The organism is Streptomyces sp. NPDC028907, from assembly GCF_055564995.1.
In genome coordinates, this window is the sequence record NZ_JBVHVE010000001.1 from 267690 (window position 1) to 282206 (window position 14517).

Consider the following 14517-nt stretch of genomic DNA (forward strand, 5'->3'; position numbering starts at 1 on the left):
AGTTGTGCGGCACGAGTGAGCGGGCCCGAGCAACTCCATTCAACCTGTGGCCATTCTGCACCCCCCCGCCGTTGACCCTCTGCTGTCACAGTTGTGCTGTTCGTGATCGTTCGACGCGAGGAGTACGCATGTATGCGCGCGCTGTAGCCGCCACGACGACCGCACTCCTGGGAACCGCCGCTCTTCTGCTTCCCGCCTCCCAGGCCCGGGCCGGCGCCGAGCGGCCTACGGTGATCGCCCACCGAGGAGCCTCCACCTATGCCCCGGAGAACACCCTGGCCGCCGTGGACAAGGCCGCCGAACTGGGCATCCGCTGGGTCGAGAACGATGTGCAGCGCACCAAGGACGGCGAGCTCGTCGTCCTGCACGACGACAACCTGAAGCGCACGACCGACGTGGAGGAGGTCTTCCCCGGCAGGGCGCCCTGGAAGGTGAAGGACTTCACCGCCGACGAGATCGCCCTCCTGGACGCGGGCAGTTGGTTCAGCCCCGCATACGCGGGCGCGCGCGTGCCGACTCTGGAGCAGTTCATGGACCGTTTGGAGCTGCATCACCAGAAGCTGCTGCTGGAGATCAAGAACCCGGACCTGTACCCGGGCATCGAGGCGCAGACCCTCAAAGAGCTGGCCAACGAGGGCTGGCTCGACGTGGACCACCTGGCGAGCCGGCTGATCGTGCAGAGCTTCAGCGCCGACAGCGTGCGGACCGTCCACGAGCTGAAGCCGGCCGTGAAGACCGGCTTCCTAGGTACGCCGCCCACGTCGGACCTGGCCGACTACGCGGACTTCGCCGACCAGATCAACCCCTCGTACGGCTCCATCTCCTCGGACTACGTCGCCACCGTCCAGGAGTTCGACGGACCGCACGGCCGGCCGATGGAGGTCTTCACCTGGACCGTGAACGACGCGGACACCGCCCGGCTGGTCGCCGGGTACGGCGTCGACGGCATCATCACCAACAGCCCCGACGTGGTGCGCGACGCCCTGCCCGAGAAGTGAGGGGCCGCCCCGGCGTAGCGCCCGGTCCGCGGTGACGGGGGCGTTGTCAGTGGTGGGTCGTACGGTTGGCGCATGGACAGCCATGGGCAGTACGAGCAGCAGGTCGTCTGGGCCGTCGTCGGTACCGACATCGGCCCGCTGATGCTGGCCGCGACCCGTGACGGCCTGGTCAGCGTCGTGTTCCACGCCACGGAGAAGGTACGGGAGACGGCGCTCGGCCGGCTGGCGTCGCGGCTGGGCGTCGAGCCGGTCGAGGCGCCCTCTTCCCCGCTGCTGGCCGAGGCGATACGTCAGATGGAGCAGTACTTCGCGGGTGCGCGCCATGACTTCGAGCTACCTCTTGACTGGTCCCTGATCTCCGGCTTCAACCGGCAGGTGCTGCGCGAGCTGGCGTCGGGAGTCCCGTACGGCACGGTCGTCGGGTACGGCGATCTGGCCGGGCGGGTCGGGCAGCCGGGCGCGGCCCAGGCCGTCGGAACGGCGATGGGTGCCAATCCGCTTCCGGTCGTCGTGCCCTGCCACCGGGTCGTCGAGAGCGACGGCGGCATCGGAGGGTTCGGGGGCGGGCTGGAGACCAAGCGGAAGCTGCTCGCGCTGGAGGGAGTCCTGCCGGAGCCGCTGTTCTGAGGAGGTTCCGGTCCGTCCTGGGGTTGGGCAGGCGGGAGATGAGGGGGAGACTGCGCCTGTGACGACACTTTTCACCCACCTGTACGCGGCCGGTCCGGTGTCATGACAGCCGTGCAGCGGCAGGCCGCCGTGTCCGTCCCACCCGACCGGTTGCCGGCGCTGCGGCGCCGTATCTCGGCCGTACTGATCACGACACAGATCCTGGGCGGCCTGGGCGTCGCCACCGGCATAGCGCTCGCGGCCGTCCTGGCCAAGGAGATCAGCGGCACCGAGTCGCTGTCCGGGCTCGCGCCCACCGCGACCGTCGCCGGTACGGCGGTGCTGTCGATGCCGCTGGCGGCGTTGATGACCGCGAGAGGGCGCCGGCCCGGGCTCGTGCTGGCCTATCTGATCGGGGCCGTGGGCGCCGGCGTCACGGTGATCGCGGCAAGCGTCGGTAGCTTTCCGCTGCTGCTGTGCGGGATGGCCGCGTTCGGTGCGGCGTCGGCGGCGAACCTCCAGGCCCGTTTCGCGGCCGCGGATCTGGCCGAGCCGGAGCGGCGGGCCCGAGCCATCTCGCTCGTCGTGTGGGCGACCACCATCGGCGCGGTCCTCGGTCCGAACATAGCCGCGCCCGCCGGTCGCAGCGTCACGGGCCTCGGGATACCCGCCGCCGCGGGTCCGTTCCTGTGGGCGGCCGGGATCTTCCTGATATCCGCGGTCGTGGTGGCCGTACTGCTTCGGCCGGACCCGCTGCTGACGGCGCGTGCGCTGGCACCGGCCGAGGAGCAGTCGCCTGCGGCCCGTTCACTGCGCGCCGGAGTGGCCGCGGTGGCCGCCTCGCCGCGGGCGCGGCTCGCGGTGGTGACCGTGGCCGTGGCGCACACGGCGATGGTCTCGGTGATGTCGATGACCCCGGTCGACCTCGCGCACCACGGCGCGGGCATCGATCTGATCGGGCTGGTCATCAGCGGGCACATCGCGGGGATGTACGCGTTCGCGCCGCTCATGGGGCGGCTGTCGGACCGGCTGGGTCGGCTGTCCGGTATCGGGCTCGCCGTCGGGCTGCTGGCGTGCGCGGTGTTCGTCGCCGGTACGGCGGGCGCCAGTCATGGGCGGACGGCCATCGGGCTCTTCATCTTGGGTCTCGGCTGGTCGGCGGGGCTCGTCTCGGGTTCAGCGCTGCTCACGGACTCCGTTCCGCAGCCCGCGCGGGCCGCCGCGCAGGGACTCTCGGACCTGGTCATGAACGCGTCCGCAGGCGTCGGCGGAGCGGTCGCCGGGCTCGTGGTCGCCCAGGCGAGCTACGCCTGGCTGAACTTCACCGCCGCATGTCTGCTGGTGCCGTTGGCGGGGCTGGCGTTGTTCACGCGGCGCAGACGGGCGAAAGGCCTTCCGGCGGGCGACTGACGTGTCGCACCCGCCCGGGACCGCGTGAGGACTGGCCGGACCTCGACGGCGGTAGCAGACTCGACCTTGCGCACAGCCGCTGGCATCCGACTGGCATCCGTACAGACACGGGCCGAAGGGACGGCGATCACGCATGAGCGGAAACAGGGCAGTGGCGTATCTCAAGCCGGGCGCGGTGGAGGTCAGGACCATCGACTACCCGACGCTCGAACTCCAGGACGGACCGGGAGTCGCCACCGACAACATCGGCCGCAAGTGCCGGCACGGGGTGATCCTCAAGGTCCTCGCCACCAACATCTGCGGCAGCGACCAGCACATGGTGCGGGGGCGGACCACGGCGCCGGAAGGGCTGGTCCTCGGACACGAGATCACCGGAGAGGTCGTCGAACGTGGTCCGGACGTCGAGACCATCGACGTCGGCGACATCGTCTCCGTACCGTTCAACATCGCCTGCGGGCGGTGCCGTAACTGCAAGGAGCGCAAGACCGGTATCTGTCTGAACGTGAACCCGGCCCGGCCCGGTGCGGCGTACGGCTATGTCGACATGGGCGGCTGGGTCGGCGGACAGGCCGAGTTCGTCATGGTTCCGTACGCCGACTTCAACTTGTTGAAGTTCCCCGACCGGGACCAGGCGCGCGAGAAGCTGCTCGACCTGACCATGCTGTCGGACATCTTCCCGACCGGCTTCCACGGTGTGGTCAGCTCGGGAGCGGGCGTCGGTTCGACGGTGTACGTGGCCGGGGCGGGCCCGGTCGGGCTCGCGGCGGCCGCTTCGGCGCAGCTGCTGGGCGCCGCGGTCGTCATCGTCGGCGACCTGAACACCGAACGTCTCGCCCAGGCGCGGAGCTTCGGCTGCGAGACCGTCGACGTCTCGCAGGGCAGCGTGGAGGAGCAGATCGCGCAGATCCTCGGGGAGCCCGAGGTGGACGCCGCGGTCGACGCGGTCGGCTTCGAGGCGCGGGCCCACGGCCCGAACGCTCAGGAGGCGCCCGCGACGGTCCTCAACTCGTTGATGGGCATCACGCGCGCGGGCGGTGCCCTCGGCATCCCCGGCCTCTATGTCACGGACGACCCCGGGGGGATCGACCAGGACGCGAAGTCCGGGACGCTGAAGGTGCGGCTCGGCCTCGGCTGGGCCAAGAGCCACCGCTTCACGACCGGCCAGTGCCCGGTCATGCAGTACCACCGGAGCCTGATGATGGCGATCCTGCACGAGCGCGTGCACATCGCCAAGGCGGTCAACGCGACGGTGGTCTCCATCGAGGACGCACCACGGGGCTACGCCGAGTTCGACCAGGGCGCCAGCCGCAAGTACGTGCTGAATCCGCACGGGGCCCTGGACGGCGTACGGCCGGTCTGACGTCGTCGGCATGCAGGAGGGGCCACGCACGCGTGGCCCCTCCTCGGCTCGCTAGTCGTAGTGCCGGGCCTCGAAGACGTTGCCGTCGGGGTCACGGAAGTAGAAGCTGCGCCTGGCCTTGCCGCGGGCGCCGAAGGAGTCGTACGAGTAGTCCGAGACGGGGACGTCCTGCTCCTCCAGGTGGGTGCGCAGCCCGTGGAAGTCGGCCTCCGGCAGGGAGAGACAGACGTGGTTGACCGGGTGCCCCGCACTCTCGGCGGCACCGGGGAGCATCTTCATGCGCTCCGCCATGGTCAGGGGCATGAGGTCGATGATGGTCTCCTCGTTGACGCGGACCGAGGGGAACGGGGCCTCGCCCGCGATGAACTCGGTGAGCCTGACGGGCGCCAGGCCGAGTGTCTCCTGGTAGAAGGCGGCCGAGGCGGCGGGGTCGCTCACCCAGAGGACCACATGGTCGAGACGGGTCGAGTTGTCGGTCATGCGTTCAAGGCTGGTGTCCTCTCCCACATGCCGCAAGGGTTTGACCCGGTGCGCCGCCCGCCAGAGATGAGGGAAGACCGAGCGACAGGAGGCAGGCGCGTGGTGCTGGTGGTGTCGGAAGAGGTTCGGGAGGCGATTGACGCGCGTCGACCCGTGGTCGCCCTGGAGTCCACGATCATCGCGCACGGGTTGCCACGCCCGCGCAACCTCCAGGTGGCGCTGGAGCTGGAGGATGTCGTACGGCGGGAGGGCGCCGTTCCGGCGACGATCGCCGTGCTGGACGGGCGGCCCCATGTCGGGCTGGACAAGGAGCAGCTGGAGCGGATCGCGAACGAGGACGGGATCCGCAAGCTCGGGCACCGGGATCTGCCGCTCGCGGTGGCCACCGGGGCGAGCGGGGCGACCACGGTGTCGGCGACGGCTCTGCTGGCGAGCCTCGGGGGCGTACGGGTGTTCGCGACGGGCGGGCTCGGTGGTGTGCACCGGGAGTGGACGGTGACGCAGGACGAGTCGGCCGACCTGGGGCTGCTGGCGCGCACGCGGATCACGGTGGTGTGCGCCGGGGTCAAGTCGATCCTGGACGTCCCGGCGACTCTCCAGCGGCTGGAGACGCTGGGCGTCGCCGTCGCCGGCTATCGCACGGAGCGCTTCCCCGGCTTCTACCTCGCCGACTCCGGGCACCCCGTGGACTGGACGCTGCGGTCGCCCGAGGAGGTGGCCGGGGTGATGCGCGCCCAGGACGCGCTCGACGGGCCGGAATCTGCGCTGATCGTCGCCAATCCGGTGCCGCAGGAGGAGCAGCTGGATCCTGAGCTGCACGCGCGCGTGCTCGCCGACGCGCTGCACGCGTGCGAGGACCAGGGCATCACCGGTCAGGCCGTCACACCGTTCCTACTGGACTACTTGGTGCGGCACACGGACGGTGCCTCGCTGAGCGCCAATCTCGCGGCGGTACGCGGCAACGTGCGGCTGGCGGGCCGGATCGCGGCGGCCTGGGCAGGGGCGTGAACGAGCCTGGAAACCGGGCGGGGCGCGGCACGGAGGGGAACGTGCCCGTCCCTGGCGTCCGGCCCCTTCCCGGCGTCCAGCCCACCCTTGGTGCCCAGTCCACCCCGACCGACCGGCCGGCCCCCGCTGCCGGGCGCGCCCCGGACGTCGAACCCACCTCCGCCCTCCGGCGCGACGGAGCACTGCTGGTCGTCGGGGACGTGGTCACGGACGTGATCGCGCGCCACCGGGGGCCGCTCGCCTCGGGTACGGACACGGTGGCGGTGGTCCGGACGGTGCCGGGTGGCGCGGGCGCCAACGTGGCCTGCTGGGCGGCGCGTTGGGGTGCCGCGGAAGTGCGGCTGCTGGGGCGCGTGGGAGCGGACGCGGCCGCCTGGCACGAGCGGGAGCTGACCGCGAGCGGTGTGGAGCCCCTTCTCGTCGTCGACCCGCAGGCGCCGACTGGGACGGTGATCTGTCTGGTCGACACGGGTGCCGCCGCCGAGCGGACCTTCCTCACCGACAGCGGCGCGTGCCTGCGGCTGGACCCCGGCGACTGGTCGGACGCGTTGCTCGACGGCGTCGTATGGCTGCACCTGTCGGGCTATCTGCTGTTCTCCGAGTCGAGCCGGGCGTTGGTGGCAAGGGCTCTGGCGTCCGCACGCGCGCGTGGCGTGCCGGTGAGCATGGATCCGGCGTCGGCGGGCTTCCTGGTGGAGCTGGGCGTTGACCGTTTCCTGGCGTTGGTGGAGGGCTTGGACGTGCTGCTGCCGAGCCGTGACGAGGCGTGCCTGCTGACGGGATTGCCCGATGCGGCGGACGCCGCGGCCAAGTTGAGCCGCCATGTCCCGCTGGTGGTCGCCAAGCAGGGGGCCGACGGTGCTCTGGTGGCCCGGTCGGGCACGGTGCGCGCCCATGTCCCCGCCGTGCCGACGGAGCCGAGGGACACGACCGGTGCGGGTGACGCCTTCAGCGGGGCCTTTCTCGCGGCCCTGCTCAAGGGCGCCCGGCCCGAGGACGCGGCCCTGGAAGGGTGCCGGGCGGGTGCGCTGGCGGTGGCACGGGTGGGTGGAAGGCCGCCCGCACCGGAGTGACGACGACAGCGGCAGCCGGGAGGGCGGGGGCGGCAGCCGGAAAGAGGGACGGCGCCGCGCCGAGGCGCTGACGTCGCTGAAGCGACGTCAGCTCTCGCTCCCCTCCGGCGCCTTACGGCCCCACGCCGAGATCATCGGAGCGGTGGCCAGGTCCATGTCGCCGACGGCGACGTTGGCGAGGTGGCGATCGATCTCGTGGTCGGTGGCGATGCCCGCGGTGACGAGCTGATCGCGGATCTGGCGGACGGTGGCGGACTCCAGTGCGGCGCAGGCGGGCGAGGTGAGCGGGAAGTACGCGTCGGCCTCCACCCGGTGCAGACCGGCCTCACGGAGCAGGCGCGGGAGTCTGCGGCCGTAGGAGAGATCGGCGCCGCGGTCGGCGAGCAGTTTGCGCAAGCCCTGGCGGAGACGGTTCGCGAGCTGCTGCTCGGGCCCGTACTCGTCAGGGCAGGGCAGGGGCTGGAGAGCGGGGTCGGCGTCCTCGATCAGAAGTCGTCCGCCGGGGCGCAGTGCCTCGATCATCGACCGCAACGCCCGTTCGCGGTCCGGCACATGGACGAGTACGAGCCGGGCGTGGATCAGGTCGAACCCCTCCCCCGGCGGCTCGTCGGCGGCCACGTCGTGGACGCGGACCTCGACCGGCGGACGGGCGGCCCGGGTGAGCAGCGAGGTGTCGATGTCGGTCGCGACGACCCGTCCCGTCGGGCCGACCTTCTTGGCCAGCCAGGACACCACCGAGGTGCCGCCGGCGCCGACTTCCCAACAGCGCCAGCCGGGTCCGACACCGAGCCGATCGAGATGCCGGAAGGTCGTGGGGTCGAAGAGCGTGGCGAAGGCGTCGAAGCGCTCGCCCGCCTCGGCCTGCCGGTTGTCGAGGAGATATCCGTGGGTTCGCGTCATGATGCGATCATCCCAGTCGCCCGGCTCGTCCGGACGGGGCGACGCTCGGCGGGGCGGCCCTGAAACTCGTACGGGCGCCCCTCCCCAACCGCGATGTGCGCGCAGCCCCTTTGTCCACAGCCGGGAACCAAGCGGAATCTCCTGCTCCCACAGGCTTACCCGCCTCTCACTCCCACCTGGCAAACTTGCGGCCACGGCACAGGAAGCGACGCACGGTGAGCGAGCCGAAGGGGCTGAAGCACCCCGGAGGTGAGCCGAGCGTCAAGGGGAGATCCACGCAGGGAGATCCAGATGTCCATGGCAGGGAATCTGCGGAAGGTCACGGGCCTCGGCAGGGTCGGCGGCCTCCGCAGGGTGGCACGGCTGGCTCGACGGCGCCCTCGCGTCGACCTCAGTCACCCCGCCCGGTCCCCACTGGGCTCCTCGGTGGTGAACTGCGTGACCTACCGGGACGGGGTCCGCGTCCCGGAGAGCGGTGATCTGGTCGACGTCGTCCAGCGGGTACGCAAGCGTGGTGCCGGATTCGTCTGGCTCGGCCTCCATGAGCCCACGGACCAGGAGTTCGCGGGCATCGCGGAGCTGTTCGCGCTGCATCCGCTGGCCGTCGAGGACGCGGTCGAAGCGCATCAGCGCCCGAAGCTGGAGCGCTACGACCAGACACTGTTCGCGGTGTTCAAGACCGTCTGTTACGTCGAGCACGAGGAACTCACGGCGACCAGCGAGGTCGTGAGCACCGGCGAGATCATGGTGTTCGTCGGCCAGGACTTCGTGATCACGGTGCGGCACGGACGGCACGGCTCCCTGGGGCCGTTGCGCGAGGAACTGGAGTCGAGTCCCGAGCAGCTCTGCAAAGGGCCCGCGGCGGTGCTGCACGCCATCGCGGACCATGTCGTCGACGACTATCTGAACGTCATCGACTCGGTGCAGGAGGACATGGACGAGGTCGAGACGGACGTGTTCGCGGAGAACGGCGCGCGGGCCGACCCGGGGCGGATCTACCAGCTCAAGCGGGAACTGCTGGAGCTGAAGCGGGCCGTGGTTCCGCTGAGCCGCCCCCTGGAGGAGCTGGCCACGGTGCCCATCCGGGTGGTCGAGCCGGAGATACAGGCCTACTTCCGCGACGTCTCGGACCATCTGCTGCGGGCCAAGGAGCAGATATTCGCCTTCGACGAACTGCTGAACTCGATCCTTCAGGCGCACCTGGCTCAGGTCACCGTCTCGCAGAACGAGGACATGCGGAAGATCACGGCCTGGGCCGCGATCATCGCCGTGCCGACCATGGTGTGCGGGGTGTACGGGATGAACTTCGAGCACATGCCGGAGCTGCGCTGGACGTTCGGATATCCGCTGGTCCTGGCCGTGATATCCGTCGCGTGTGTGGTGCTGTACCGCGGCTTCCGACGCAACGGATGGCTCTGACACGGCCTGCGGAAGCGTCGGTGCGCCCCCGCCCGGCGCGGTGGGCCGGACGAGGACGGCACAAGGAGTGGAAGGAGTGAGCGGTGAGAGCCGATCGCCAGGTCAGTGCGTCGTCGGCGCACCGGTCCGGGCGTAGACGCTCTCGGCCCACTGACCGACCTCGTTCTCCCTCAGGTTCAGTGCCAGATCGGCCTCGCTGATCATGCCGACCAGGCGCTTGTTCTCGATCACGGGGAGCCGGCGGATCTGGTGCTCCTTCATCTCCCGGAGCACGTCGCTGATGTCGGCGTTCGCCTCGATCCAGCGCGGGGTGCCCTGGGCCATCTCGCCGGCGGTGACCTTGCTGGGGTCGCGGCCCATGGCCACGCAGCCGATGACGATGTCACGATCGGTGAGGATGCCGCAGAGCCGCTCGTTCTCGTCGCTGATGGGCAGGGCTCCGACGCCCAGCTCGCGCATCAGCTGAGCGGCGCGGTCCAGGGTCTCGTGGGCCGGGATCCACTGGGCACCACGGTGCATGATGTCTCCGGCAGTGGTCATGAAGTACCTCCCGATGCCGGACGGCCGGCGCGGCGCGGGACGCACCGCTAGTCCCGGCGCCCTTCATTCTCGCCGCGCCACCCGGTCGACGCACCCGGAACGCAGCGGTAGCGGCCACCGGCCACCGCTCTTTCCGCCCCCGGCTGCGGGCGGCGATCAGGCAGCGAAGCGCACGATCTTCCGTGGGACGACGCGGATGATCACCCGGGTCTCGTCCTCCTTCTCGGCGGGCGGGTCGATGCCGAGGTACTTGTGGGAGAGCTCGAACGGCAGGCGCTTGGCCTCGTCCGGGACGATCTCGGCGGTGCCGCGGATCTCGACGGAGGAGTAGGGGTTGGCGAGGTCGTAGACGGAGACGCTGATGCGGGGGTCGCGGCGGAGGTTGCGCACCTTCTGGCGGGCGTCGACGGAGGAGAAGAGCACGGTGTCGCCCTCGCGTCTGATCCAGACCACCGAGTTCTGTGGGGCACCGTCGGGGCCGAGGGTGGCCACGCTGGCGAAGTTCTTGGCGTCGAGCAGGGAGCGGACGGAGTCGTCGAAGGAGATCGGATCACTCGTGGAGGTCGTCATGGCGCCCAGAGTAGTTAAATGCACGCGCATGCAAAAGGGTTTTGGTGGGGCAAGGATCAACCGCTCCATGCCGGGTGCCGCGGGTCGTCGGCGCGCACCAGGACGTCCGCCGTGGCCGCCGGGTCGGTCTCGTGGTCGTAGCGCTCGAAGGCGGGGAGGGTCCAGTGCTCGGTCTCGGGGGTGCGGCGGCGCAGGGCGCCGGGCGAGAGGAGGACATGGACGGTCAGGTCGAAGGGGAACCAGTGACGCAGCAGGAGGGGGCCGTGCAACAACAGGATTCCGCCGGGTGGGAGTTGGACGTAGGGGCTGCGGGTGGCTCGATCGGTGACCGGGTCCCAGAGGTCCGGCAGGACGCGGCCGTCGCCGTCGCCTTCGAGAGGGCCGAAGACCTCTCGCCAGAGGGCGCCGGTGTCGAACCAGCCGTCGTAGTAGGCCTCCACGTCCCGGTGGCCGTACTCCAGGCGGACCGAGGCCGGACGCAGGAAGCCCTGGGTGTCGACGGTGAGCGAGGGACGCCCGCGTATGCGCAGTGCCTCCCCGACCCGTTCGGCGAGGTCCCCCGGACGGGCGGCCGGGGCGCCGTCGAAGGCTACGCGGGGTCGGCGGCCGCCGTCGGCCGGCTTCAGGTCGAGCAGACGCTCGGCCAGCAGGTCGCCGAGCCGTTCCCAGGTGATCGGTTCGAGTCGCACACGCCCCATGATGCGACAGGGAAGCGCCGTACCGGGGCGGGAGGCGTTCGGGGTGCGTCCGCCGTGCGATCGAACCCGTGCCCGGGCCTGGTCAGACGGCGTTCCGGCTCCCGCCGGGTAGTTCCCCGGACCCGCCCGGAGGGGAATGAACCCCCTATGGCGCCTCTCGCAACTCCCCCGCCCCGTACCGGTCTTGTCGCCATCCAACCCATCCGCCGGCGGCACTGCGCGGAGTGCCATGCGGGACCGTTGCAGATGCTCGTGCTGGAGGACGGCGCGCCGCGGTGTCTCGACTGTGCCGACCTCGGGCATCTGGTGTTCCTGCCGCGCGGCGACACGGCGTTGACCCGGCGGTCGCGGGAGGAGAGTGAGCTGTCGGCGGTGGTCGTGCGGTTCAACCGGCGCCGCAGCCGTTACGAGCGGCAGGGCGTCCTCGTGGAGGAGGCGGGGCTCACCCGGGCGGAGCAGCGTTGCCTGGTGGACGCGGAGGCCCGGCGGCGGCGCCGGGCGCGGGACGCTCGGCGGCGGGCACGGGAGGACGTGCGCTTCGCGGAGGGGTTCGCGGAGGAGATACGCCGGCTGTTTCCGGGGTGTCCGGCGGAGCGGGCGCGGGAGATCGCCGCGCACGCGTCGGTGCGGGGCAGCGGACGGGTGGGGCGGAGTGCGGCGGGGCGGGCGTTGTCCGAGGGGGCGGTGACCTCGGCGGTCGTGGCGTCCGTGCGGCACATGGACACGCCGTACGACCAGTTGCTGATGAGCGGCGTGCCAAGGCACGAGGCGCGGCGGCGGATCTCGGCGGCAGTGGAGACGACGTTGCGGGCGTGGCAGGCGGAGGTGTCGGGGGTGGGCTGACGGTGGCCGAAGGGGGCGGACGGTGGCCGGAAGACGGTCGGACGTGGTCGGTAGCCGGAAGACGGTCGGAGGCGGTCGGGCGGCAGGACGTGGTCGGAGACGCTCGGGCGGCAACACGTGGTCGGAAGGCGGTCGAACGAGGGCGGGAGGGCGACCTCGGGCTCGCGCTGCGGCGCTCCTCGCCTCATGGCCGTCGCCGTCACCCATCTCCGTCACCCTTCGAGGCCACCCATCGTCGTTCGCCTGTCGCGCTCTCCCTGGACGTTCGCACATGCGCCGGCGCCGCTCGGCCATGGTCGCCGTTCTCGTCCAGGGTTTGACTGGTGGTGACGGATGTGGCCGGGCAGGGACTCGGCGGGATGCGGGAGTTGACGTTGACATGATCGATGGGCCTTACTTCGTCCTGGTCGTGATCGGAGTGGTCGGGACCGGCCTGGTGGCCGGGGTCTTCTGCGCCTTCTCGACCTTCGTGATGCGCGGGCTCGCCGTGCTGCCACCCGCGCAGGGTGTCGCCGCGATGAAGGCGATCAATGTGACCGCGCTGATGCCGGCGTTCATGCTGCTGTTCATCGGGACGGCGGTGCTGTGCGCGGTGATCGCCGTGGTGACGTTCGTGCTCTGGCCGGACGAGGGCACCGTGGAGCTGCTGCTGGGCAGCGCGCTGCACCTGTTCGGTTCGTTCGGGGTGACCATGGTGGCGAACGTGCCCCGCAACGAGTCGCTGGCCAAGCTGGAAGCGGGCACCCAGGAGGCGGCCGCCTACTGGCCGACGTATGTGCGCGAGTGGACCGCGTGGAACCACATACGTACGGTCGCCTCCGCCGCCGCTGCCGTGTCGTATGTGCTGGCCCTCAGCTGACCTGTCCGCTGCCCCGTCCGCCGCCCCCGTCCGCCGCTCTGCGCGGGTCGCCGGTGGGACGTATCGTGGCCGGAGGAGTGCGACCGCTGACGCACGGCTCCAGCACGTCACACGCGCACGCGAGGAAGACGGCCATGGCCGATCCCAAGGGTTTCATGACCACCCCCCGCCAGGACTGGCCGCGCCGGCCCGTCGAGGAGCGGGTCCGGGACTGGGACGAGGTGTACGTCCCTGGAGCGTTGCTGCCCATCGTCAGCAAGCAGGCCGACCGCTGCATGGACTGCGGCATACCGTTCTGCCACGACGCCTGTCCGCTGGGCAATCTGATCCCCGAGTGGAACGACCTGGTGTCGCGGGAAGACTGGCGGGCGGCCGCCGACCGGCTGCATGCGACGAACAACTTCCCCGAGTTCACGGGGCGGTTGTGTCCGGCGCCGTGCGAGGCGGGGTGTGTGCTGGCGATCAACCAGCCCGCCGTCACCATCAAGAACGTCGAGTGTGCCATCGCCGACCGGGCCTGGGAGGACGGTTTCGCACAGCCGCGTCCGCCGGACCGGCTGTCCGGGCGGACGGTCGCCGTGATCGGGTCGGGGCCCACCGGGCTCGCCGCGGCACAGCAGCTGACCCGGGCCGGCCACACGGTCGCCGTGTTCGAGAAGGACGACCGGATCGGCGGGCTGATGCGGTACGGCATCCCCGAGTTCAAGATGGAGAAGCACCATCTGGAGCGCCGGATCGAGCAGATGCGGGCCGAGGGCACGAAGTTCCGTACGTCGACGGCGGTCGGGCGGGACGTCGGGGCGGCCGAGCTGCGCTCGCGCTACGACGCGGTCGTGATCGCCACCGGGGCCACGGCCTGGCGTGAACTGCCCGTGCCCGGGCGGGAGTTGAGCGGCATCCAGCAGGCGATGGAGTACCTCCCGCTGGCGAACCGGGTGTGCGAGGGGGATCTGGAGGCGTCCCCCATGTCCGCCGCCGGGAAGCATGTCGTCATCGTCGGCGGCGGGGACACGGGAGCCGACTGTCTGGGCACCGCCGTGCGGGAGGGCGCGGCGTCCGTGACCCAGCTGGACATCTACGCCCAGCCGGGCGCCGACCGGGACGAGGACGCCGAGCCCTGGCCGACGTACCCGAAGATCTACCGTATGTCGGCGGCGCACGAGGAGGCGCGCGATCTGGAGACGGCACCCGCGGCGGACGCGGACGCGCGACTGTTCGCGGCGTCCACGCTTCGCTTCACGGGCGACGCCGACGGGCACGTACGGTCGCTGCACCTGACCGAGGTCGACGCCGGGCGCCGCCCGCTGCCGGGCACCGGGCGGGAGCTGCCGGCCGACCTCGTGCTGCTCGCCCTCGGCTTCTCGGGACCGGACCGGGGAGACGGTCTGATCGACCAGCTGGGGATAGCGGTGGAGCCTCGCGGCACGATCACACGGGATGCTGGTTTCGCGACGAACGCGCCCGGCGTCTTCGCCGCGGGGGACGCTGCCCGAGGGCAGTCGCTCATCGTGTGGGCCATCGCCGAGGGGCGGGCGGTGGCGGCGGCCGTCGACCGCCATCTGACGGGGAATTCGCGGTTGCCGGCGCCGATCTCGCCGTACGACCGGCCCATGACCGTCTGACGGGACGGAACGAGCTGCGGCCCGGGCGCGGACCTCGTCGGGGACCCCGTCGTCGGCCACCAGGGTCACCGCCTCCGCCAGGGCCAAGCCGCGTGCCCCTTCTCGGTGAAGTGAGGAGGTGGCGGACCGCG

15 protein-coding genes are annotated in these 14517 nt (G+C 71.1%); 10 read left to right on the plus strand and 5 right to left on the minus strand.

The window, feature by feature from the left end; all coding sequences use genetic code 11:
- Window positions 1-128: 128 nt before the first annotated feature.
- The 4 genes from ACZ4UU_RS01240 to fdhA all read left to right on the plus strand — a co-directional run bounded on the left by ACZ4UU_RS01240 (window position 129) and on the right by fdhA (window position 4374).
- Complete coding sequence (locus tag ACZ4UU_RS01240; protein WP_468035812.1) at window positions 129-998, plus strand: glycerophosphodiester phosphodiesterase; 870 nt, start codon at window positions 129-131, stop codon at window positions 996-998.
- Window positions 999-1070: 72 nt separating this feature from the next.
- The gene (locus tag ACZ4UU_RS01245; protein ID WP_468035814.1) at window positions 1071-1625 is read left to right on the plus strand and encodes a methylated-DNA--[protein]-cysteine S-methyltransferase; all 555 of its coding nucleotides are present in this window, start codon (window positions 1071-1073) and stop codon (window positions 1623-1625) included.
- 102 nt (window positions 1626-1727) lie between these two features.
- Window positions 1728-3014, plus strand: coding sequence for an MFS transporter (locus tag ACZ4UU_RS01250; protein WP_468035816.1), 1287 nt, complete (start codon window positions 1728-1730; stop codon window positions 3012-3014).
- Between the two features lie 133 nt (window positions 3015-3147).
- Window positions 3148-4374, plus strand: coding sequence for a formaldehyde dehydrogenase, glutathione-independent (gene fdhA / locus ACZ4UU_RS01255; RefSeq protein ID WP_468035818.1), 1227 nt, complete (start codon window positions 3148-3150; stop codon window positions 4372-4374).
- Window positions 4375-4425: 51 nt separating this feature from the next.
- Here the strand turns inward: fdhA and ACZ4UU_RS01260 are convergent, their stop codons facing one another.
- Window positions 4426-4854 (minus strand): VOC family protein, encoded by a 429-nt coding sequence (locus tag ACZ4UU_RS01260; RefSeq protein WP_468035820.1) that lies wholly within the window; start codon window positions 4852-4854, stop codon window positions 4426-4428.
- A gap of 99 nt (window positions 4855-4953) precedes the next feature.
- Here ACZ4UU_RS01260 and ACZ4UU_RS01265 point away from each other — a divergent pair, with 99 nt between their 5' ends.
- A complete protein-coding gene (locus ACZ4UU_RS01265; protein ID WP_468035822.1) occupies window positions 4954-5862 on the plus strand; it encodes a pseudouridine-5'-phosphate glycosidase in 909 nt (302 codons plus the stop codon).
- A 182-nt stretch (window positions 5863-6044) separates the two neighbouring features.
- Entirely contained in the window at window positions 6045-6935 is an 891-nt protein-coding gene (locus tag ACZ4UU_RS01270) for a carbohydrate kinase family protein (RefSeq protein ID WP_468036391.1), read from the plus strand.
- A gap of 87 nt (window positions 6936-7022) precedes the next feature.
- Here the strand turns inward: ACZ4UU_RS01270 and ACZ4UU_RS01275 are convergent, their stop codons facing one another.
- The gene (locus tag ACZ4UU_RS01275; protein ID WP_468035824.1) at window positions 7023-7835 is read right to left on the minus strand and encodes a methyltransferase; all 813 of its coding nucleotides are present in this window, start codon (window positions 7833-7835) and stop codon (window positions 7023-7025) included.
- Window positions 7836-8126: 291 nt separating this feature from the next.
- On the opposite strand from ACZ4UU_RS01275, the gene ACZ4UU_RS01280 reads away from it, so the two are divergent.
- Window positions 8127-9254 carry a magnesium and cobalt transport protein CorA gene (locus tag ACZ4UU_RS01280; RefSeq protein ID WP_468035826.1) on the plus strand — a complete coding sequence of 376 codons (1128 nt, stop codon included), beginning with the start codon at window positions 8127-8129 and terminating at the stop codon, window positions 9252-9254.
- A gap of 102 nt (window positions 9255-9356) precedes the next feature.
- Here ACZ4UU_RS01280 and ACZ4UU_RS01285 read toward each other — a convergent pair whose 3' ends face one another.
- The 3 genes from ACZ4UU_RS01285 to ACZ4UU_RS01295 all read right to left on the minus strand — a co-directional run bounded on the left by ACZ4UU_RS01285 (window position 9357) and on the right by ACZ4UU_RS01295 (window position 11062).
- Window positions 9357-9794 carry a CBS domain-containing protein gene (locus ACZ4UU_RS01285; RefSeq protein WP_468035828.1) on the minus strand — a complete coding sequence of 146 codons (438 nt, stop codon included), beginning with the start codon at window positions 9792-9794 and terminating at the stop codon, window positions 9357-9359.
- Between the two features lie 156 nt (window positions 9795-9950).
- Window positions 9951-10364 carry a PPOX class F420-dependent oxidoreductase gene (locus ACZ4UU_RS01290; protein ID WP_468035829.1) on the minus strand — a complete coding sequence of 138 codons (414 nt, stop codon included), beginning with the start codon at window positions 10362-10364 and terminating at the stop codon, window positions 9951-9953.
- 56 nt (window positions 10365-10420) lie between these two features.
- Window positions 10421-11062, minus strand: a complete 642-nt coding sequence (locus ACZ4UU_RS01295) for a nucleoside/nucleotide kinase family protein (RefSeq protein WP_468035831.1) — start codon at window positions 11060-11062, stop codon at window positions 10421-10423.
- A 147-nt stretch (window positions 11063-11209) separates the two neighbouring features.
- Between ACZ4UU_RS01295 and ACZ4UU_RS01300 the strand changes: the two genes are divergently transcribed.
- The 3 genes from ACZ4UU_RS01300 to ACZ4UU_RS01310 all read left to right on the plus strand — a co-directional run bounded on the left by ACZ4UU_RS01300 (window position 11210) and on the right by ACZ4UU_RS01310 (window position 14386).
- Window positions 11210-11905, plus strand: coding sequence for a DUF2293 domain-containing protein (locus ACZ4UU_RS01300; RefSeq protein WP_468035833.1), 696 nt, complete (start codon window positions 11210-11212; stop codon window positions 11903-11905).
- A gap of 379 nt (window positions 11906-12284) precedes the next feature.
- Window positions 12285-12764, plus strand: a complete 480-nt coding sequence (locus ACZ4UU_RS01305; RefSeq protein ID WP_468035835.1) for an anthrone oxygenase family protein — start codon at window positions 12285-12287, stop codon at window positions 12762-12764.
- A gap of 134 nt (window positions 12765-12898) precedes the next feature.
- A complete protein-coding gene (locus tag ACZ4UU_RS01310; protein ID WP_468035837.1) occupies window positions 12899-14386 on the plus strand; it encodes a glutamate synthase subunit beta in 1488 nt (495 codons plus the stop codon).
- Window positions 14387-14517 lie beyond the last annotated feature (131 nt).

Excerpts from the sequence above, each read along its gene's own strand:
- ACZ4UU_RS01240 (WP_468035812.1), top strand. The coding sequence starts at position 129 with ATGTATGCGCGCGCTGTAGCCGCCACGACGACCGCACTCCTGGGAACC.
- ACZ4UU_RS01245 (WP_468035814.1), top strand. The coding sequence starts at position 1,071 with ATGGACAGCCATGGGCAGTACGAGCAGCAGGTCGTCTGGGCCGTCGTC.
- ACZ4UU_RS01250 (WP_468035816.1), top strand. The coding sequence starts at position 1,728 with ATGACAGCCGTGCAGCGGCAGGCCGCCGTGTCCGTCCCACCCGACCGG.
- fdhA (WP_468035818.1), top strand. The coding sequence starts at position 3,148 with ATGAGCGGAAACAGGGCAGTGGCGTATCTCAAGCCGGGCGCGGTGGAG.
- ACZ4UU_RS01260 (WP_468035820.1), bottom strand. The coding sequence starts at position 4,854 with ATGACCGACAACTCGACCCGTCTCGACCATGTGGTCCTCTGGGTGAGC.
- ACZ4UU_RS01275 (WP_468035824.1), bottom strand. The coding sequence starts at position 7,835 with ATGACGCGAACCCACGGATATCTCCTCGACAACCGGCAGGCCGAGGCG.
- ACZ4UU_RS01280 (WP_468035826.1), top strand. The coding sequence starts at position 8,127 with ATGTCCATGGCAGGGAATCTGCGGAAGGTCACGGGCCTCGGCAGGGTC.
- ACZ4UU_RS01285 (WP_468035828.1), bottom strand. The coding sequence starts at position 9,794 with ATGACCACTGCCGGAGACATCATGCACCGTGGTGCCCAGTGGATCCCG.
- ACZ4UU_RS01290 (WP_468035829.1), bottom strand. The coding sequence starts at position 10,364 with ATGACGACCTCCACGAGTGATCCGATCTCCTTCGACGACTCCGTCCGC.
- ACZ4UU_RS01295 (WP_468035831.1), bottom strand. The coding sequence starts at position 11,062 with ATGGGGCGTGTGCGACTCGAACCGATCACCTGGGAACGGCTCGGCGAC.
- ACZ4UU_RS01300 (WP_468035833.1), top strand. The coding sequence starts at position 11,210 with ATGGCGCCTCTCGCAACTCCCCCGCCCCGTACCGGTCTTGTCGCCATC.
- ACZ4UU_RS01305 (WP_468035835.1), top strand. The coding sequence starts at position 12,285 with ATGATCGATGGGCCTTACTTCGTCCTGGTCGTGATCGGAGTGGTCGGG.
- ACZ4UU_RS01310 (WP_468035837.1), top strand. The coding sequence starts at position 12,899 with ATGGCCGATCCCAAGGGTTTCATGACCACCCCCCGCCAGGACTGGCCG.